General features: G+C 68.0%; 21 protein-coding genes. 4 read left to right on the top strand and 17 right to left on the bottom strand.

Features of this window, described 5'->3' with window-relative positions; translation table 11 throughout:
- Nucleotides 1-60: 60 nt before the first annotated feature.
- Entirely contained in the window at nt 61-594 is a 534-nt protein-coding gene (locus tag IEV64_RS16390) for a DUF7344 domain-containing protein (RefSeq protein WP_007276256.1), read from the bottom strand.
- Between the two features lie 347 nt (nt 595-941).
- On the opposite strand from IEV64_RS16390, the gene IEV64_RS16385 reads away from it, so the two are divergent.
- Together IEV64_RS16385 and IEV64_RS16380 are read left to right on the top strand one after the other, a co-directional pair.
- Nucleotides 942-1,220, top strand: coding sequence for a PadR family transcriptional regulator (locus IEV64_RS16385; protein WP_004967808.1), 279 nt, complete (start codon nt 942-944; stop codon nt 1,218-1,220).
- A gap of 575 nt (nt 1,221-1,795) precedes the next feature.
- Nucleotides 1,796-2,215 (top strand): hypothetical protein, encoded by a 420-nt coding sequence (locus IEV64_RS16380; RefSeq protein WP_007276255.1) that lies wholly within the window; start codon nt 1,796-1,798, stop codon nt 2,213-2,215.
- A 54-nt stretch (nt 2,216-2,269) separates the two neighbouring features.
- Here IEV64_RS16380 and IEV64_RS16375 read toward each other — a convergent pair whose 3' ends face one another.
- From IEV64_RS16375 to IEV64_RS16325, 11 genes are all read right to left on the bottom strand, one after another.
- Entirely contained in the window at nt 2,270-2,881 is a 612-nt protein-coding gene (locus IEV64_RS16375) for a nitrous oxide reductase accessory protein NosL (RefSeq protein WP_007276254.1), read from the bottom strand.
- A gap of 117 nt (nt 2,882-2,998) precedes the next feature.
- On the bottom strand, nt 2,999-4,324 hold the full coding sequence (gene glmM, locus IEV64_RS16370) for a phosphoglucosamine mutase (protein WP_049920677.1): 1,326 nt from the start codon (nt 4,322-4,324) through the stop codon (nt 2,999-3,001).
- A gap of 178 nt (nt 4,325-4,502) precedes the next feature.
- Complete coding sequence (gene ddfA, locus IEV64_RS16365; protein WP_007276252.1) at nt 4,503-4,817, bottom strand: DdfA family disk-determining factor; 315 nt, start codon at nt 4,815-4,817, stop codon at nt 4,503-4,505.
- Between the two features lie 176 nt (nt 4,818-4,993).
- Nucleotides 4,994-5,635 (bottom strand): NADPH-dependent F420 reductase, encoded by a 642-nt coding sequence (locus IEV64_RS16360; RefSeq protein ID WP_188424510.1) that lies wholly within the window; start codon nt 5,633-5,635, stop codon nt 4,994-4,996.
- Nucleotides 5,636-5,782: 147 nt separating this feature from the next.
- Entirely contained in the window at nt 5,783-7,093 is a 1,311-nt protein-coding gene (locus tag IEV64_RS16355; RefSeq protein ID WP_007276251.1) for an MFS transporter, read from the bottom strand.
- Nucleotides 7,094-7,160: 67 nt separating this feature from the next.
- Nucleotides 7,161-7,598, bottom strand: a complete 438-nt coding sequence (locus IEV64_RS16350) for a chemotaxis protein CheW (protein WP_188424508.1) — start codon at nt 7,596-7,598, stop codon at nt 7,161-7,163.
- Nucleotides 7,599-8,642, bottom strand: a complete 1,044-nt coding sequence (locus tag IEV64_RS16345; protein WP_188424507.1) for a methyl-accepting chemotaxis protein — start codon at nt 8,640-8,642, stop codon at nt 7,599-7,601.
- A gap of 279 nt (nt 8,643-8,921) precedes the next feature.
- Nucleotides 8,922-9,908, bottom strand: a complete 987-nt coding sequence (locus IEV64_RS16340; protein ID WP_188424506.1) for a metal ABC transporter permease — start codon at nt 9,906-9,908, stop codon at nt 8,922-8,924.
- Entirely contained in the window at nt 9,905-10,723 is an 819-nt protein-coding gene (locus tag IEV64_RS16335; RefSeq protein WP_188424505.1) for a metal ABC transporter ATP-binding protein, read from the bottom strand. The genes IEV64_RS16340 and IEV64_RS16335 overlap by 4 nt, the downstream gene beginning before the upstream one ends.
- Nucleotides 10,720-11,760 (bottom strand): metal ABC transporter substrate-binding protein, encoded by a 1,041-nt coding sequence (locus IEV64_RS16330; RefSeq protein ID WP_007276246.1) that lies wholly within the window; start codon nt 11,758-11,760, stop codon nt 10,720-10,722. Before IEV64_RS16330 ends, IEV64_RS16335 begins: the two co-directional genes overlap by 4 nt.
- Nucleotides 11,761-12,011: 251 nt before the next feature.
- Nucleotides 12,012-12,218, bottom strand: a complete 207-nt coding sequence (locus IEV64_RS16325) for a cold-shock protein (RefSeq protein WP_004040969.1) — start codon at nt 12,216-12,218, stop codon at nt 12,012-12,014.
- A gap of 310 nt (nt 12,219-12,528) precedes the next feature.
- Between IEV64_RS16325 and IEV64_RS16320 the strand changes: the two genes are divergently transcribed.
- Nucleotides 12,529-12,825: a hypothetical protein gene (locus IEV64_RS16320; protein WP_049917719.1), complete on the top strand. Its 297-nt coding sequence runs from the start codon at nt 12,529-12,531 to the stop codon at nt 12,823-12,825.
- 3 nt (nt 12,826-12,828) lie between these two features.
- Nucleotides 12,829-13,344 (top strand): winged helix-turn-helix transcriptional regulator, encoded by a 516-nt coding sequence (locus IEV64_RS16315; protein ID WP_004967794.1) that lies wholly within the window; start codon nt 12,829-12,831, stop codon nt 13,342-13,344.
- Between the two features lie 39 nt (nt 13,345-13,383).
- On the opposite strand, the gene IEV64_RS16310 is transcribed toward IEV64_RS16315, so the two are convergent.
- From IEV64_RS16310 to IEV64_RS16290, 5 genes are all read right to left on the bottom strand, one after another.
- On the bottom strand, nt 13,384-13,923 hold the full coding sequence (locus tag IEV64_RS16310) for a hypothetical protein (protein ID WP_188424504.1): 540 nt from the start codon (nt 13,921-13,923) through the stop codon (nt 13,384-13,386).
- Nucleotides 13,923-14,213 (bottom strand): hypothetical protein, encoded by a 291-nt coding sequence (locus tag IEV64_RS16305; protein WP_188424503.1) that lies wholly within the window; start codon nt 14,211-14,213, stop codon nt 13,923-13,925. The genes IEV64_RS16310 and IEV64_RS16305 overlap by 1 nt, the downstream gene beginning before the upstream one ends.
- Entirely contained in the window at nt 14,203-15,078 is an 876-nt protein-coding gene (locus IEV64_RS16300; RefSeq protein ID WP_188424501.1) for an FAD:protein FMN transferase, read from the bottom strand. Before IEV64_RS16300 ends, IEV64_RS16305 begins: the two co-directional genes overlap by 11 nt.
- Entirely contained in the window at nt 15,068-15,379 is a 312-nt protein-coding gene (locus tag IEV64_RS16295) for a hypothetical protein (RefSeq protein WP_007276241.1), read from the bottom strand. Before IEV64_RS16295 ends, IEV64_RS16300 begins: the two co-directional genes overlap by 11 nt.
- A gap of 221 nt (nt 15,380-15,600) precedes the next feature.
- Entirely contained in the window at nt 15,601-16,518 is a 918-nt protein-coding gene (locus IEV64_RS16290) for a DMT family transporter (protein WP_049920694.1), read from the bottom strand.
- Nucleotides 16,519-16,701: the final 183 nt, after the last annotated feature.

Raw genomic sequence — 16,701 nt, 5'->3', positions numbered from 1 at the left:
TACGCGAGCGCTTCGGAGCGGGTGTTTGCGACGGCCGCGAGGAGACGAATTATTCCGCGGTTATTCCACGAGCGCTTCGAAGGCGTCGGCCGATGTCCCCGCCCGCCGCTCGGAGCGGTACTGCGCGAACACCAACACGAGGAGCGCCGCGGAGACGAACACCGCGACGGCGCTCCACGAGACGAGCGCGAACCCGGGGAGGCCCGCCCACAGGCCGAGAATGAGCGCCCAACTGAGCGCGCCGAGGAGCGCGTAATACCGGCTCCACGGCTCGTTCGTCTCGGATTGCATCCAGAAGAACCCCCGCTTTGCGACGTTCGAAACGAGCTCGACGGACCGCTCTTCGTCGTCGTAATCGACCAGTCCGGCGCTCTCGAGTTTCGGGAGATGCGTCTGGTACAGCGAGATGTACACCCGCTGTCGCTCTTCGTCGGTCACGTCCTCGACCGCCGTTCCGTTCTCCCGCGCGGCGACCATCGCCGCGAGTTCTTTCAGCGAGATCGCCTCGCCCGCCCGATGGAGGAAGTAGAGAATCTGCCTCCGCCGGGAGTTGCTGAGGATTCGGAATAGCTCGTCTTTTGATAGCGTTGTCATCGTCGTGTGCGGGGGTGGTCCCGCACGCGGTGTGAAAGAGGGACCCGACCCGGTTGGGTCGTACTACACCACACCCGACCTTTGTTATCGTGACGTTTCCGGGAGGCACCGAGTCGGTCGCTACCGGATATTAAGCTCATCTTCACGCGATTGTCACCGGGGCACAGACCGTCAGCGGGAGGGGGTTATCTCGGTCTCAGAGATGATTCCACATCTCAGCAGTTTCGAGAAAAACCCTCGGGGCGAAACGGGAGCAAACTCGCGGCAACGGCGGTAAGGAACCCAATTGTCCAGTATAGAGGTGGCTAACAATACCCGATGACGGCGATACTTAGATTCGAGACTACATGTTCGAACTGACTGGCTTCCAGCGCGACCTGCTGTACGTGATCGCCGGGGCAGAGCGCCCGTCCGGGCAGGAGATTAAAGAGATGATCAGCAAAGACGTCGGGGAGGTGAATCACGGTCGCCTCTACCCGAACCTCGACGCCCTCGTCGAACAGGGGTACGTCAACAAGGGACAACACGACCGTCGAACGAACTTCTACGAGATGTCCGAAAAGGGCCGCGAATCCATCGTCGAACGCCGAGAGTGGGAAGACCGGCGCGTCGAGTTCCTCGGATAGCATCACTCTGACGGAGAGACGCATCGTCCGTTCGAACACCCCGCGGGCGCGAGTGGGACGCTCGCCCCGGGAAAGCCGAAGGCGAGAACGACTCGTCGCTGGTGGCCGCATCGGTCCCCGCGGTCTCGTTCGGCCCCTCCTCCTTCCGCCGACGATTCGACCCGAGCGACCGCATCGGCGCTGAACCGGAAGCCGACCGCGCTCGGCACCGAGCGCCCCGTCTGGTCCGGCCGGGTTTCGAAGCATGAGCCGACGTGTGGGCCGTGGACAGGAGGGTCGCGGCGCACACCGTCGGGAATCATATCAGATGTCGGTACACTCAAGAGTCGTCAAAAATATCAGATTCAAGATAGTCGAGTCGGCGCTTCGAACCCGAGATTAATGCGCCCATAAGAAACGGATTAATTCGAGAATAAGTAGGTGCTGTCTTGCGTTTTTGTGCGTTCACTGAACGACGGGGACTCGTCGAGAATTCGAACAGTAACGGCGGCAATAATATCATCGATAGACATTCATGTATTCCTACTAATGTAATTATCGCAACATTTATGGGGATAATCCGCAACCCCTGAGACATGGTAAGAGAACGGTCCACCGGGCAGGACCCAGAGACGACGACTGACGACGACGTCGGTAGACGCAAGTACCTCGCGCTGTGCGGGTCGGTATCGGCCGCCGGTGCGCTCGCGGGGTTCTCTGGGGTCGGCTCGGCGACAGAACAGGCAGACGAGTCAGCCGACGCCGACGGGCACACGCTCGTCGTCGCAGGCACCGGCTCCGTCTCGTCGTTCGAAGTGACGGTCAGCGGGTCCATCTCACCACTCCAGCCGAACGGTGCGCTCAGCACGACCGGGACGGTCGGCCCCGCCGCCGAGGGGACCGTCAGCGACGACTCGCGGCGCTACCAGTTCGCGGGCGACGTCACCAACTTCCAGTCGACAGACGCGGTGTCGGTGTACGTCGACGGCGTCCGCGTCCCCGGCGACTCCTTCTGAGCGCCGCCGAGCGTTCGTCGTTTTTACCCGACCGACAGTGGCGACACGGGAGTGCTACGAGCGCATGTAGCCACGGAGCCACTCGGGCGTCACGTCGTCGAACGACACGAGTTCCCCGCCGTGTTCGGCGACGAACCCGTCGGCGTCGGCGTCTGACGAAAACGGAATCAGGTCCCGTCCCATCCCACCGAGCACCTCGCTTCCGACGACGTAGGCCATCTCGGCGGCGTCGCCGAACGTGTCCGCGGCGGTGTGCGTCGAGATGAACGTGTCGCCGTCCTCGGTCGAGAGCTCGTAGTCGACGGTCGAGTAGTCGGTGACGTACACCGCCGTCGCCTCCCAGCCCAGCTCTCGACGTTCGAAGTGGTACGGGAACAGCCCCATGCCGAGCGTGTGGAACCACGCCGGGTTGTCGCGGCCCTCGGGGGCGTTGTCGCGGTAGAAAATCTGTCCGTTCGGACCGGCGTGGAGGCCGATGACCATCCCGCCTCGGTCGTCCTCCTTTCCGCCCGAGAGGTCGACCGGGTCGGGCACCCGTTCCCGTCGAGAACCGCCGCCGAGACAGCCCGCGAGGGCCGCGAGCGCGCCGAGAGAAGCGGCTTTCGTCGCGGCGCGGCGCGTGAGCGCGACCGGCGGGGAGTCGCCCGGCGGAGAGTCGTCGTGCATCGTCGCTCTACGCGGGGGTCGGGCGTCATGGTACATAAACCGTGAGAACGGTCGCTCGCGTGCGCGAACTGAACTACCCTCCGACGAGGAGGCGGATGGGTCGCAAAAGCGAGTGCTTCAGGCGACGACCCGCGCGCCCTCGACGAGCGAGCGGACGTCCTCGAACAGGCGGTCGGCGTCGTCTTCGTCGCGGGCTTCGGCGGTGATTCGGACCAGCGGTTCGGTCCCGCTGGCGCGGACGAGGAACCAGCCGTCGTCGGTGTCGACGCGGATGCCGTCGATGGTGTCGACGTCGTCGTAGGCGGCGTGGATGTCGCGGGCGATGCGGTCCATCGCCTGGTGTTTGTCGTCGAACGAGAGGCTCGCGCGGCGGGTGGCGTAGCCCGCCCCGCCGAGGTCGGCGACCTGTTCGGACAGCGGTTCGCCGCGGGCCACGAGGTCGGCGAGCGTGAGCGCCGCGTAGTGGCCGTCGGGCGCGAGCGTCTCGTCGGGCCAAATCCACGCGCCGGAGGGCTCCCCGCCGAAGACGTAGCCGGGTTCGGCGACCGCCTCGGCGACGTGGACGTCGCCGACCGGGGTGTAGGTGACGCGCCCGCCGGCGGCCTCGACCACGTCCTGTACGAGCAGGCTCGTGTCGACGGGGACGGCGACGGCGTCGCCCGGGGAGACGGCGTCCCGCGCGAACAGCGCGAGCAGTGCGTCGCCGGGGACGTACGCGCCGGTCTCGTCGACGGCGACGAGCCGGTCGGCGTCGCCGTCGTGAGCGAGGCCCACGTCCGCGCCGAGCGCGGGGACGGTCCGGCGGAGCGCCGTGAGCGTCTCGGCGTTCGGCTCGCTCTTTCGCGCGGGGAACCGACCGTCCTGCTGGCCGTCGATTGTGTTGACCGTCGCCCCGAGTTCGTAGAGCGCGTCGACCGAGACGCGGCCCGTCCCGTTGCCGAGGTCGAACGCGACGGACACGTCGTCGAGGTCGTCGAACGACGAGACGAGGTGGCTCACGTGGCGGGCCGCGGCGTCGGGCCACTCGCGCTCTTCGCCGTGTTCGTCCCACGCGGCGAGCGACACCTCGTCGCGGTTGAGCCGGTGGACGATGTCGCGCGTCTGGGCCTTGTCGAAGGCACGGCCGCTCGGCGTCCAGAGCTTCAGGCCGTTGTCCGAGGCGGGGTTGTGAGACGCGGTGATGCCGATACCGGCGTCCGCGCCGGTCCAACCGACCGCGCGGGCGACCGTGGGAGTCGAGGCGACGCCGAGTCGGACCACGTTCGCGCCGCACTCGCGGACGCCGGCGCTCACGGCGTCCGCGAGGACGTCGCCGCTGAGTCGCGCGTCCTGTCCGACGACGACGGTGCAGGCGTCACAGCCGACCGCGCGGCCGATTCGAAGGGCGAGTTCGGCGGTCACGGTTCGGCCAACCGGACCTCTGATTCCACTCGTTCCGAACATACCGTGGGAGAGGGTGACGGGACGTTTTGGTATGTTTGGCCTACTGTCACGAACGGGGAGTCAGGCGGCACCTACTGGGAGCGCGAACGAACCGCGGACCGCGTCGGCGTTCTCGCCGCGTCGCCACTCGACGGGGCGAGTGGGCGGAGAGTGGTCGATAGTTAGGCGGCGCGTCGCCTCACTGGAGGGGCTGGGTGTCGCCGATGGGGACCACTTCGATAGAACCGAGCGCGTCGAGCGTCACGCGGTAGCCCGCGTACGAAAAAGAAAGAATCGCGTCTTCAGAACAGCCGAACACCGTTTCGAGGGCGTCGGGGTCGATGGTCTGTGCGAGCGGCGGGAGTTGCGTCGGTCGGACGCCCTCGATCGCCGCAATACTCAATACAACGTTCGTGCTTAGAAGCTCGGAAGAATCGCGGTCGACACGGTACGACCCAGTCGCCTCGTCGTACGTCACGTGCGAGTCCTTCCAGTCGTTCGTCTGTGCCATCATGGGTGCCTTAACAGCCGTCTGTGTGCGACGGTGGCCCTTAAATCCATGCTATTTGTGAACAGTCGTAATCCGTGAACGTCACGGAAACGGACGGGTACGGCCGTGGTACTCCGCGAGCGCAATCTGGTACCGGACATACAAAATCAAAAACCGTGATGGTTGTGTGGAGACGACGGTCAGCCCCGTCGGGCACGAAGCGTTCGGACGGTCTCTCGCGCCTCGTCGACCGTGATTTCGCGCTTGTAGAGCGCCGAACCGGGTTCCAGCAGTTCGCCGCCGGAGACGAGGCCGCCGACGTCGACGGGACCGAAACCGATATCACGGATGAGGCCGGCGACGCGCGCTTTGGCGTCCGAGTCGTCGCCGGCGAGGAACACCGCGAGGCGCTCCGATTCGGGGAGGTCCGGGTGCCCGAGGTCACGGAGCGTCTCCCAGTGGATGGTGTTGAACGACTTGACCAGCTTCGCGTCCGGGAGTTGGGTCGCGACGAGCTCCGAAGAGGTGTCGTCGCCGAGGTCGATGACGTGGAAGTTCTCCGTGTAGGGGTTCATCGCGTCGACGACAACCTTCTCCGCGAACTGGTCCGCGTCGGGAAGCGAGTCGCGCTTTCGGAACGGAATCGCAAGGAAGACCACGTCGCCGAACCGAATCGCACGCGACGGTTCCACCGGGCGCAGTTGCGGGCCGAGCGTCTCAGAGAGGTCTGCCATCGACTCGACCCCGCTGTCGTTGGCTATCGCCACCTCATGGTCCGCCTCCACGAGGAGTTGGGCCAACGTCCCACCGAGTCGGCCAGCGCCGAGTATCCCTATGTCCATGAACAAAGATGTATGTTATTCAAGTTGAATCTTTGCGTGGTCGGCGGCGAGGCGACCGGCCACCAGCCAGACGGGTTACAATGCCGTTAAATGCCGTATTCACGGAGAAGGCCGTCTCTATCTCGGATGTCTCCCGGTGGTTTCGCGTCAGGCCCCGCCGGCGTACGCCGCGAACTCCTTGCCGCGCAGGGCGAAGTAGGCCACGCCGACAGCCCCGACGAGCGACGCGACCGAGAACGCGAGCGTCGGGTCTCTCGCGTAGAGCCAGCCGCCGAGCGCCGCGCTCGGGATGACGACGGTGTTCCGCAGGAGGTAGTACGCGCCCGTCACCCTCCCGCCGGCGTTGCGCTCCGCCGGGCCGACGATGAGCGCCTTGTGCGCGGGCAGGCCGGCGAACCGAAGCCCGGAGAAGGCGAAGAGGGCGACGACGACCCACTGGTCCGCCGGCGCGAAGATGAGGAGGACCGGGAAGACGGCGTACACCGCGAATCCGAGTCCGACGACCGGCTTGAGTCCGGTCCGCTCGGCGAGCTTCGAAACGGGGAGCTTCGTCAGGAGGGCGACGACCATCTCGACGCCGAGGAGGACGCCGAAGAAGGCGTCCGGGCGGAGCGAGACGCCGAAGCCGGTGAAGCCGACGGCGAGGAACTCCGTGACGACGATGACGAAAAAGACGTACACCATCCCGTTGGCGAACCGGACGAGCGTGTCCGCGACGAGGAGCGGCCGAAGCGTCGGTGGGAGCGACCGGAGGTCGTCGCGGAGCTGTGCGAGCCCCTCGAACGACTTGCCCAGCGAGTCCTCGCGCGCGTCGTAGAGGACGTGTTGGGCGACGGTGGCGACGATGCCGAAGGCCGCGGCGACGACGAGGACGTACCGGAAGCCCTCGACGAACGTCGCCGTCGCCGCCAACAGCGCGGCCGCGATGAGCGGCCCGAGGAGGAAGCCGACGCGGCGGAAAATCTCGGTGCTGGCGAAGCCCATCGCCAGCCGCTCCGGCGGGACGCTCTGTTTGACGATGGCGAACGTCGCGCCGAGGCCGAACGACTTCCACGCCTGCGTGAGAAAGAGGCCGACGAAAATCCAGAGCCACGGTTCGAGCGAGACGCCCGCGAGCGTCACCTCGGGCACTTGCGGGGCGACGAACCAGAAGAGAAAGCCCGCAGAGGAGACGGTTCCGAACAGCGTGAGCGAGAGGCGCGAGCCGAGTCGATCGGAGAGCGCGCCGCCCGGATACGGGTACAAGGCCCCGATGAGGTTACCGACGCTCCCGTAGAGGCCGACGACGGTCGCGCCCGCGCCGAGCACCCGCAGGTACTCCGGGACGTACCGGCCGGTCATCTGGAACGAGAGGCTGAACGCGAACATCGCCACCGAGAGGACGAGCACGTCGCGTTCGAGTCCGATGAACTGCCGAAAGGAATCGAAGCTGTCGACGGCGTCCCGACGCGTATCCATCGTCCGAGTGGTTCGCGGGAGCGCCCAAGAAAGTACGGAGCGGTCGGGCCACCGCGGGGCGGTCGGCCTACGCGTCGACCGGCGGGTCGACCCAGACGACGAGGCCGTCGTCGGTCCTGACGATGCCGCGGGTGAGCTCGTCGCCGAACGGCGCGTCGTCGACGGTCTCGGGGTCGACCTCCGTCACGCGGTCGACCTCGTCGACCAGCCAGCCGAACACGGTCGCGTCCTCGTCGGCGGCGTCGAAGACGACGACGCGGGAGGCGTCGGGGTTCGAGCCCACGCCGAGGAGCGAGGCCGTGTCGACGAGCATCGTCGTCGCGCCCCGGTAGTCCATCGCGCCGACGACGTGCGGCGGCGTGTCCGGGAGCGAGCGCGCCGACTTGCGGTCGATAATCTCGGTGACGGCGTCGAGGACGACGCAGTAACGTTCCTCGCCGAGTTCGAATTCGAGCACCTGCGTCGGCTCCGCGAGCGCGCCGTCGGGCGCGTCGGTGAGCGACATCTACGCGCCCCGGGCGGGGAGCCCGTCTTCGGCCGCGTCGAGTTCGTCTTCGAGGTCGTCCACCTCGTCGTCGATGTGGTCGACGAGGAGCGCGACCTCCGAGATGTTCGCCGTCTGCTCTTCGGTAGCCGCGGCGACCTGGTCGATTTCGCCGGCGACTTCCTCCGCGCCCCGAGCGGTCTCGTCGACGAGGCTCGCCACCTCCTCGGTGCTCGCGGCCTGCTGGTCGGTCGCGCGGGCGACCTCCTCCGCGCCGGCGGCGGCCTCGCCGACCGCGGCGTCGATGTTCCGGAGCGCGGAGACCGCCGCGTTGACCTCCGAGATGCCGTCGTTGACCTCCTCGTTGGCCTCCTCGATGTTGCCGACGGTGGTCTCGGTCGTCTCCTGGATGTCGCCGACGACCGCCTCGATTTCGGAGACGCTGTCGCGGGACTGCTCGGCGAGGCTCTTGACCTCGTCGGCGACGACGGCGAAGCCGGCACCCGCCTCGCCGGCGCGGGCGGCCTCGATGGAGGCGTTGAGCGCGAGCAGGTTCGTCTGGTCGGCGATGTCGTTGATGACCTCGACGACGTTGTCGATCTGGTCGACTTTCGCGCGGAGGTCGGTGATTTCGTCGTACACGTCGGTGGTCACGTCGTCGACGGTCTCCATCGCGTCCGCGGCGTTGTCGGCGGAGCTTCGACCCTCGGCGGCGAGATCGCGCGCCTGGTCGCTCATCGCCTTCGTCTGGTCGGCGCTGGAGGCTATCTGCTCGACGCTGGCGCTCAGGTTCGACACCTCGCCGGCGACCTCCTGCATGTTGGTCGACTGGTCGCCCGCGAGGTCGCTTATCTCCTGTGCGCTGACGGCGACGCTCTCGGAGGCGTTGGAGAGTTCGGCGACCGCCGTGCCGATTTCGTCGGTCGCGTCGTCGACGTCGTCCACGTCGTCGAGGACCTCGTCGGCCGCCGCGCCGGCGGCACCGGGACCGGAATACGCGTCGTGCTGTCGGGAGGTACCGCCGTCACCGGGCGTCGGGTCCCGTTTGTTTCGCTCGATTGCCATACGAACGAGTGTGGGAGTAAAGTGATAAGTATTCGTGGAGAATGTCAAAATAAATAACTACAGATTGCCGGTATTCGCTTCGAAACGGCCAGAAATAAGCGATTCGGAGTAGATATTGCAGAATAGATACCATACTACCGACGCCGACAGAGCCGGAAATCATCGGGTCGTTTAAAAACCACTTGTCCGGTCAAGGTCGCGGTCGCGACGGGCTCTCCCCGGCGTCGCTCCGGAGTCGCCGCGGCCGGGGTTCGATGGGAGGGCCGAAACGGGGCGCGTTCAGGCCAGTCGGCGGCCGGCGGCGACGGCGACGAAGCCCGCGAGCGCGACGAGGACGATGGAGCCGCCGGCGGCGAGCCCGTAGAGATATGCGACGGTGACGCCGACGATACCGGCGAGTTCGCCCGCGAGGACGCCGTAGAGGAGCGACTGCTTGAAGCTCCGGCCGAGCCGTGACGCGGTGACGACAGGGACGACGAGCAGGGCCGCGACGAGGATGACGCCCATGATTCGCATCGCGCTGACGACGACGAACGCGGTGAGGACCGACAGGAGCGTGTTGACCGCGCGGACGTGGAGCCGCGACGCGCGGGCGGCCGTCTCGTCGAACGTGACGTACACGAGCGGCCGGTAGGCGACCGCGACCGAGCCGACGACGACCAGCCCCATCGAGACGAGGAGGCCCACGTCTGCCCGCGAGACGGTCGCCAGCGAGCCGAACAGATACTGGTTGATGCCGACCGAGATGCCGCCGCCGGTCAGCGAGATGAGCACGCTCCCGAGGGCGAACCCACCGGTCAAGACCATCGCCAGCGCGGCGTCGCTCCGGGCGTCGGTGTACTCGATGAGCGCCTGCACGACGAGCGCGGCGACGACCGCGACGACGAGCGCGCCCAAGAGCGGCGGAACTGCGAGGCCGAGCGTCGCGTCGAGAAAGAGCGCGAGTGCGACCCCGGTAAAGGCGGTGTGGGCGAGCGTGTCGCCGACCATCGAGAGGTCGCGATAGACGAGAAAGGACCCGACGAGCGGGCCGACGACGCCGATGCACAGCACCGAGACGTACGCCCGTTGCATGTAGGGGTAGCCGAGGAAGTCGAGGCCGGTGACGCCGGCGAGCCACGAGAACGCCCCGCCGACGACCACCGTCAGGAACCAGTCGAAAACACCCGTGAGCGCGTCGGTCACGAGGAGCGGCGCGAGGGAGTCGGCCGCGGAGAAATCGACCGTGAGGAGGTCGGCCGCCGCGAGTGTGACGGGGCCGGTCACGACTCGTCCTCCGGGTCGGTGCGGGCGTCACCGTGGGAGGGGCCGTGGTGGCCGTGAGAGTTGTCGTGATGGCCGTGTTGGTGGTCGTGGTCCAGCACGCGCTGATTCGCGCCGTAGGCCGCGGCGAGCGCGTCGCTGTCGGCGAAGTCGTCGGGAGAGTCGTGGAAGTACAGCCGCTTGTTGAGACAGGCGATTCGGGACGCGCGGGCCGTGACGACGCCGATGTCGTGTTCGACGAGGACGACCGTCATCCCCCCGTCGTTCAGCTCGCCGAGGAGGTCGTAGAACGCCTCGCGGGACTCGGCGTCGAGGGCGACCGTCGGCTCGTCGAGCGCGAGCAGGTCGGCTTCGGCCGCGAGCGCGCGGGCGACGAAGACCCGCTGGCGCTGGCCGCCCGAGAGCGCCCCGACCCGGCGGTCGGCGAGGTCCGCGATGTCGACGCGGTCGAGCGCCGCGGTGACCGCCTCGCGGTCGGCGTCCGAAAAGCGGCCGAACAGGTTCCGCGGGTAGCGACCCATCCGGACGACCTCGCGGACGGTGACGGGCATGTCGCGGGCGGTCTTCGTCACGTCCTGTGCGACGTAGGCGACGCGCTCGCCGTCGGCGAAGTCGTGGGCGGGCCGGTCGAACAGCCGCACCTCGCCGCGCGTCGGTCGCTGGAGACCGAGCATCAGCGTCAGGAGCGTGCTCTTTCCCGACCCGTTCGGACCGACGAGGCCGAGGAACTCGCCTTCGGGCACGTCGAGCGAAATCCCGTCGATGACGGGCACGTCGCCGTACGAGAAGGCCACGTCGGACAGCGAGACGGCCGTCATTGCGCACCGAGCGCCGTCCGGAGCGACGGGAGGTTCACCTCGCGCATGATGTCCACGTAGCCCCAGTCGTTTTCCTCCCACTCGGTCATGACGCCCGGAAGCGGCGTGAGCGGAAGCACGTCCTCGGCGTCCGTCTCGGCGACGAGTTGCTGTGCGGCGCGGTCGGACTCAAGCGGGTCGGCGAGGACGTGTCGGATGTCGTGTTCCGCGATGGTCGCCTGCGCCCGCTCGATGTCCCGCGGCGACGGCTCCTCGTCGGGTGAGATACCGGTGAGCGCGACGATTTCGAGGTCGTAGCGGTCGGCGAGATAGCCGTAGGCGTCGTGACCGGCGACGAGAAGCACGTCGCGCTCGCGGTCCGCGAGGCCGTCTTCGAACGCCGCGTCGAGGTCCGAGAGCGTCTCGCGGTAGGACTCGGCGTTCGCGGCGTAGGCGTCGGCGTTCGCGGAGTCGACCGACTGGAAGGCGTCGCGGAGCGTCCCGGTGGCGGTGGCGACCCGCGTGGGGTCCAGCCAGAAGTGCGGGTCGAGTTCGCCGTCGTGCTGTTCTGTCTCGTCTGCGTGCGTCTCCTCGTCGTGTTGTTCCGTCTCGTCGTGAGACTCGTCGTCGTGGACGTGGCCGTCAGCGCCGATTTCGTGGAGTTCCACGTCGGCGGACGCGTCGACTTCGGCGACACCCGAGTCGTCGGCGTCGAGCGAGGCGCGGATGTCGTCGGCCCACGGCTGGAAACCGGGCATCCCGTGGACGAACAGGTCGGATTCGAGCACCCGGCCCTGCACGTCCGGACCCGGCTCCCAGCCGTGGCCGTGCTGGCCGATGGGGACGAGCGTGTCGACGGAGGCGGCGTCGCCAGCGACGTGGCGCGCCACGTCGCCGAAGACGAAAAAGGAGGCCGTCGCCGTCGTTTCCGAGTCGGCCGACGAGTCGGTCGAGCCGGTCGAATCGGACGAGTCGTCACCGCCGAGACAACCCGCGAGGCCGACGGCGGCGCTTCCGGCGACTGTCGCGAGGAACCTGCGTCGGGTCTTCGTTCGCATGTTAATAGAAAGTTTGTTCGAGATAATAAGTGCTGTTATTTTGAATGTGTTTTTTATTATTTCGTGGTGGCGTCGCGGTCGCCGGGGAGCGCCGTCGACCCCGAAGATATGCGGAGAGCCGTGATATCGCTCTGCGGACGGAAGCGTCGACCCGAGACGCGCGGTGAATACGGAGCGCCGCGGCTCAGCGGGCAACTGTCTGAAAAGTCGAGATGGTGTCTGCCGCGATAAACAGCAGTCGCGTCTCGGTGTTACTGTCGGACGACGTTCGCCGCGCGGGGGCCCTTGGGCGAGGACTCGATGTCGAACTCGACTTCGGTACCTTCCGTGAGGTCGTCGCCGCCGACGTCTTCCATGTGGAAGAACACGTCTTCGTCGTCGTCGAGGTCGCCGTCGTCAGTAGAGATGAAACCGTAGCCGCCAGTGTCGTTGAAGAAATCAACTTTGCCGTGTGCCATTACGTACAGATCGAGAGTCGGGCGACGGATAACCCTTCCGAGGGTCGAGGTACCACGACCCTTCGGCAGACGTTCGTCCACTACCAACGCCCAATTCGGCGGGAATGTGCCGGACCGGACGGCAGTCGGCGATGACGCCGAAACTGTGGCGTCCAGCCTGAGCAGTGGTCCGCAGAGCGTCTCGTTGTGCGGCGCGCGGGAGCGAAGTTCCGCGACGGCGACGACGATTCGACTGGTGTACGAAAACGGCTTTGTCCGAACGGCCCGTCGTCCCGACACCGTCGGGCGGTCGCCCGCGGGACACTCCATCATGGCCACCCTCGCACAACAGGTCGAGCAGGCGACGAGTCTCGGAATCTTCCTCCTCGGAACCACGCTCGCGGTGCTCAGTCTGCTCGCGTGGCGGCGGGAGCGCGACACGCGGATGGCCATCGTCTCGGCGTCCTACGCGATGTTCTCGCTGTACGGGCTCGCCGTGTTTCTCGAATACCATCTCATCGACTGGGGGGTGGCGACCGCGGCGACCGTCGAACTCCTCGAACACGGGTCGGCGGCGCTCATCCTCGTCGGGCTGGCCGGCTTCTTCGCCGCGCTCTCGCGGGACTGACGCATGGACGAGTTCGAACTCGACTCCCGGCGAGACATCTACGCCGCGGTCGCCGACCGGCCCGGAGTCCACTTCCGCGGGCTGTTGGACCGGCTCGACGTCGCGCAGGGAACGCTCCAGTACCACCTTCGGGAGCTCGCGGACGCCGGCCTCGTGGACGTCTCCGACGACGGGAAGTTCACCCGCTACTACCCCGCCGGCGAGTTCGACGACGAGGACCAGCGCCGGATGAACGCGCTCCGGCGAGAGTACTCCCGGCGCATCATCGCGCACCTCCTCGCCGACGGCCCGCTCACAACGTCAGAGCTGAGCGACCGCCTCGAACGGTCGGCCTCGACGATATCGTGGCACCTGTCGAAACTGGACGACGCTGACCTCGTCAGCCGGCGGCGCGACGGCCAACGCGTCTACTACGCGGTTCGAGACCCCGACCGCGTCCGCTACCTGTACGTGGTTCACCGGCGGAGCTTCACCGACGGCGTGGTCGACCGACTGCTCGGGTTGTGGGACGCCTACTGAGACCGAGGTTCGACCCCGTCCGACCCGGTCCGCCCCGACTCAGGACCCTCGGGCGGTCACTCGCGCCGACGCGTGGCTGAGGGCTCTGAGCGCCAGCACGTACGCGAGGAAGCCGACCAGCGCGACCAGTCCGGGGACGGCGAACCCCGCGAGGTCGGTCCCGACCGCGGCGGCGTGGAGGGTCGCGAAGCCGAAGCCGGCGTAGGCGAACGCGTGGACGACGCGGGGCGACCACGGGCGGGCGAACCGCCGCGGGTCGAGGAACCCGAGAACCGCGACGACGAGCACGACGAGCGCACCGACGCCGACGGCCGACCCCGCGAGCAGGTACGGCAGGCCGTAGTCGGGGACCGGCGCGGCACCGTCGACAACGCTCCACACGTCCGCGATACCGACGACGCCGTGGGCGACGACGAGCATCATCGCGAACGCGGACACCTCGACGTGGATTCGCCTCGCGGCGTCCCGGAGCGGGCCGAACGCCTCCGCGTTGTACAGGATGCCGGTCAGGACGGCGAGGTACAGCGCCGGGTACGAGACGAGCGCCAGCGCCCGGTCGAGATACCAGACGAGCGCCATCAGGAGGCCCTCGTCGTCGCGACCGCGTCGGGACAGCCGTCACCGTCCTGGAAGCCGTTCTGCGTCTCGGGGCGAGTCGGGCACGCGTCGGCGTCGTCGGCGAGGCCGTCGCCGTCGTAATCCGCGGGGGCCTGTCGCTCTACGACCGAGGCGGCCGGGTGGTCCGCGACGGTCGGCGATTCGAGGTCGGCGCGGGCGTCGGCGACGGCCCAGACCGCCGCCATCGACGCGACGAGGACGAACACCGCCGCGAGCGCGACGAGGCGGTTCGTCAGCTCCCTACGCGACATGGTCTGAGAACCCCGTCGTCGCGTGGAACACGCCGTCGTGGACGACGAACGCTTCGAGCCCCGACCAGTCCTCGGCGAGCGAGAGCGCGTCCGCGAGCGGCAGGGCCCCGAGCGTCGTCGCCAGCGCGTCGGCCTCGGTGCAGTCGCGCCGGGCGACGACCGTGACGAGGTCGTGTCGCGCCCCGACGCGCCCGCCCCGCGGGTCGTAGATGTGGTCGACGCCGCCGCGGCCTCGCCGGTGTCCCGACGAGGTCGCGACGTTCCACGAGGTGTCGAGGACGCGGAGCGGGCGGTCGCCGCCGAACGGGCTCTCGACGGCGACGGGGCCGGTCGGAGCGCTGATGTCGCCGCCGCCGTCGACGAAGCCGGTCCGGGCGAAGCCGTCGAGTTCCGCGGCGGCCCGGTCCACGATGAACCCCTTAGCGAGCCCGTTGAGGTCGAGTCGCCCGTCGGTCTCGACCGTCGTCCCGTCGACGGCGACCCGCGCCGATTGGGTGGGGTCGGCACCGCGGGGGCGGGCGTCGGACTCGCCGGCGATGTACTCCTTGACTCGGGCCTCGGTCGCGCCGGCACCGATATCGAACGCGCCGTCGGTTCGCTCGCGGTATTCGAGGCCGCGACGGACGACCGCCGCGACGGTCGCGTCGTCGATTCGGCCGGTCCGGTTGAGCCGGGAGACGGCGCTTCGGGAGTCGAAGGCGTCGAGCACGCGTTCGAGGTCGAGGGCGGCGTCGCGGGCGCGACGGGTCGCCGCGGACGCGTTCCGACCCGCCGCGCGGACCAGAAACGCCGTGTCACAGCAGTCGAACGTCACCGTCGACTCGCCGAGCGCCGAGCGGGCCCGCGAGGCGAGGTCAGTCGTCATCGCCCTCGTGTTCGTACTCGTGTTCCTCGTCGTCGTACTCCCCGTGCTCCTCGTCGCCATCGTATTCCTCGTGTTCCTCGTCACCGTCGCCGTCGCCGTTCGACTGGACCGCGGGCGTGAAGTCCGGGTTCGGCGTCGGCGCATCGTCGGCGGACGCCGTCGCGGCGTGGTCGGTCGGCGTCTGCGTGTCGGTTCCGGGGAGGAGCGTCGGCGAGACCAGCCCCGCCGCGACGACGGTCGTCAGGAGCGCGCCGACGAGCGCCAGCGCGACGAGGGTGTGTTTCGGAAGCGGGATTCGCATCGTGTCGAAGCGGTCGCGGAGGGCGGATAAACGGGTTCGCGTCCAACGCTCGAATACTCGGTCAATCATCGAATGTTCGTCCAATCGTCGAATCGTCGGCTCGCGGGGACACCAAACGGGTCGGGGCTGGCTGGGGCGGGCTGGAGCTGGCCGGAGCTGACCGGGGCTGACCGGGCTGGGACTGAGGCTGGCCGGGACGCGGCGGGACGAGCGCCCTCGCCTCAGTCTGCCGCTCCGCCGCGCGCTTTCGCGACCGACTCGCCGAGGGCCCGGCGCTTGATGAGCGCGAAGCCGGCGAAGATGGAGACGAAGCCGAGCGCGGTCACGGCGTCGATGAGCTGGCCGAGGAACGCCCAACTGAGGAGCGTCGCGGAGACGGGTTCGAGGTAGCCGATGAGGTTTATCTGCGTCGGGCCGAAGCGACCGAGCAGTTCGAAGTAGATGAGGAACGCGCCCGCGCCGCTGACGACGGCGAGATACAGCAGGGAGCCGACGGCGACGCCGGACCACTCGATTGCCGCGAGCGATTCGCCGGTGGCGACGCCCGCGACCGACAGGAGCGCGGCCCCGAACAGCATCGCCCACGCCTGAAGCGTTCGCGCCGGGATGTCCGACGAAAAGGGCCGCGTCAGGACGGCACCGAGGGCGAAACACGCCGAGGCGACGAGGACGGTGGCGACGCCGACCACGTCGCTGGAGAGGAGCGCGTTCGGGTCCGGTCGGGCGACGAGACCGACGCCGAGGAAGCCGAAGCCGAAGCCGAGGACGCCGAGCGGGGAGATGCGGTCGCCGAGGATGCCCGTCGCGAACAGCGCGGTCAGGACCGGCCCGAGGCTGATGACGATGGCCGCCACCGCGCCGGGGACGTGCTCCTGTCCGAGGTAGAGAAACGCGTGATGAGCGCCGATGAGGAGACCGCCGGAGACGCCGACGAGCGTCCAGTCGGTCCGGCTGTGCGGCCGCCAGTAGTCGGTCGAGACGGCGGCGTAGCCGAGGACGATGAGTCCCGCGAGAAAGAACCGAAGCGCCGCGAACTGGAGCGGCGGGAAGTACGCGAGGCCGATTTCGATGGCGACGAACGAACTCCCCCAGAGGAGTCCCAGAAGCACGAACAGCCCGGCGGCGACCCGGCCGTTCACCGACACCACGCTCCGCTCGGCGGCCGCCGATGCGACCGCGTCCGACTCGGCGGCTCCATCGATTCCGCCGACCGTTTCGGCCCCGTCAGCCGTTTAGGCCGCGTCAGCCGTTCCGGCCCCGCCGGCCCGGATTCGAGACGTCCGCGTTCAGTTGCAGTAATATCCAGCACGTGAGCGTATCGT

The sequence above is a fragment of the Haloferax sulfurifontis genome (assembly GCF_014635105.1).
In the GTDB taxonomy this organism is placed as follows: Archaea; Halobacteriota; Halobacteria; order Halobacteriales; family Haloferacaceae; genus Haloferax; species Haloferax denitrificans.
The sequence above is the reverse complement of the archived record's forward strand: the minus strand, read 5'-3'. Positions and strand labels throughout refer to the sequence as shown.

What these genes read in the sequence shown, in the direction of transcription:
- IEV64_RS16325 (WP_004040969.1), bottom strand. Translation starts at nt 12,218, where the DNA reads ATGGCACACGGCAAAGTTGATTTCTTCAACGACACTGGCGGCTACGGT.
- IEV64_RS16390 (WP_007276256.1), bottom strand. Translation starts at nt 594, where the DNA reads ATGACAACGCTATCAAAAGACGAGCTATTCCGAATCCTCAGCAACTCC.
- IEV64_RS16320 (WP_049917719.1), top strand. Translation starts at nt 12,529, where the DNA reads ATGGCCACCCTCGCACAACAGGTCGAGCAGGCGACGAGTCTCGGAATC.
- IEV64_RS16335 (WP_188424505.1), bottom strand. Translation starts at nt 10,723, where the DNA reads ATGACGGCCGTCTCGCTGTCCGACGTGGCCTTCTCGTACGGCGACGTG.
- IEV64_RS16315 (WP_004967794.1), top strand. Translation starts at nt 12,829, where the DNA reads ATGGACGAGTTCGAACTCGACTCCCGGCGAGACATCTACGCCGCGGTC.
- IEV64_RS16380 (WP_007276255.1), top strand. Translation starts at nt 1,796, where the DNA reads ATGGTAAGAGAACGGTCCACCGGGCAGGACCCAGAGACGACGACTGAC.
- IEV64_RS16375 (WP_007276254.1), bottom strand. Translation starts at nt 2,881, where the DNA reads ATGCACGACGACTCTCCGCCGGGCGACTCCCCGCCGGTCGCGCTCACG.
- IEV64_RS16355 (WP_007276251.1), bottom strand. Translation starts at nt 7,093, where the DNA reads ATGGATACGCGTCGGGACGCCGTCGACAGCTTCGATTCCTTTCGGCAG.
- IEV64_RS16310 (WP_188424504.1), bottom strand. Translation starts at nt 13,923, where the DNA reads ATGGCGCTCGTCTGGTATCTCGACCGGGCGCTGGCGCTCGTCTCGTAC.
- IEV64_RS16330 (WP_007276246.1), bottom strand. Translation starts at nt 11,760, where the DNA reads ATGCGAACGAAGACCCGACGCAGGTTCCTCGCGACAGTCGCCGGAAGC.
- IEV64_RS16300 (WP_188424501.1), bottom strand. Translation starts at nt 15,078, where the DNA reads ATGACGACTGACCTCGCCTCGCGGGCCCGCTCGGCGCTCGGCGAGTCG.
- ddfA (WP_007276252.1), bottom strand. Translation starts at nt 4,817, where the DNA reads ATGATGGCACAGACGAACGACTGGAAGGACTCGCACGTGACGTACGAC.
- IEV64_RS16360 (WP_188424510.1), bottom strand. Translation starts at nt 5,635, where the DNA reads ATGGACATAGGGATACTCGGCGCTGGCCGACTCGGTGGGACGTTGGCC.
- IEV64_RS16305 (WP_188424503.1), bottom strand. Translation starts at nt 14,213, where the DNA reads ATGTCGCGTAGGGAGCTGACGAACCGCCTCGTCGCGCTCGCGGCGGTG.
- IEV64_RS16295 (WP_007276241.1), bottom strand. Translation starts at nt 15,379, where the DNA reads ATGCGAATCCCGCTTCCGAAACACACCCTCGTCGCGCTGGCGCTCGTC.
- IEV64_RS16345 (WP_188424507.1), bottom strand. Translation starts at nt 8,642, where the DNA reads ATGGCAATCGAGCGAAACAAACGGGACCCGACGCCCGGTGACGGCGGT.
- glmM (WP_049920677.1), bottom strand. Translation starts at nt 4,324, where the DNA reads ATGTTCGGAACGAGTGGAATCAGAGGTCCGGTTGGCCGAACCGTGACC.
- IEV64_RS16350 (WP_188424508.1), bottom strand. Translation starts at nt 7,598, where the DNA reads ATGTCGCTCACCGACGCGCCCGACGGCGCGCTCGCGGAGCCGACGCAG.
- IEV64_RS16385 (WP_004967808.1), top strand. Translation starts at nt 942, where the DNA reads ATGTTCGAACTGACTGGCTTCCAGCGCGACCTGCTGTACGTGATCGCC.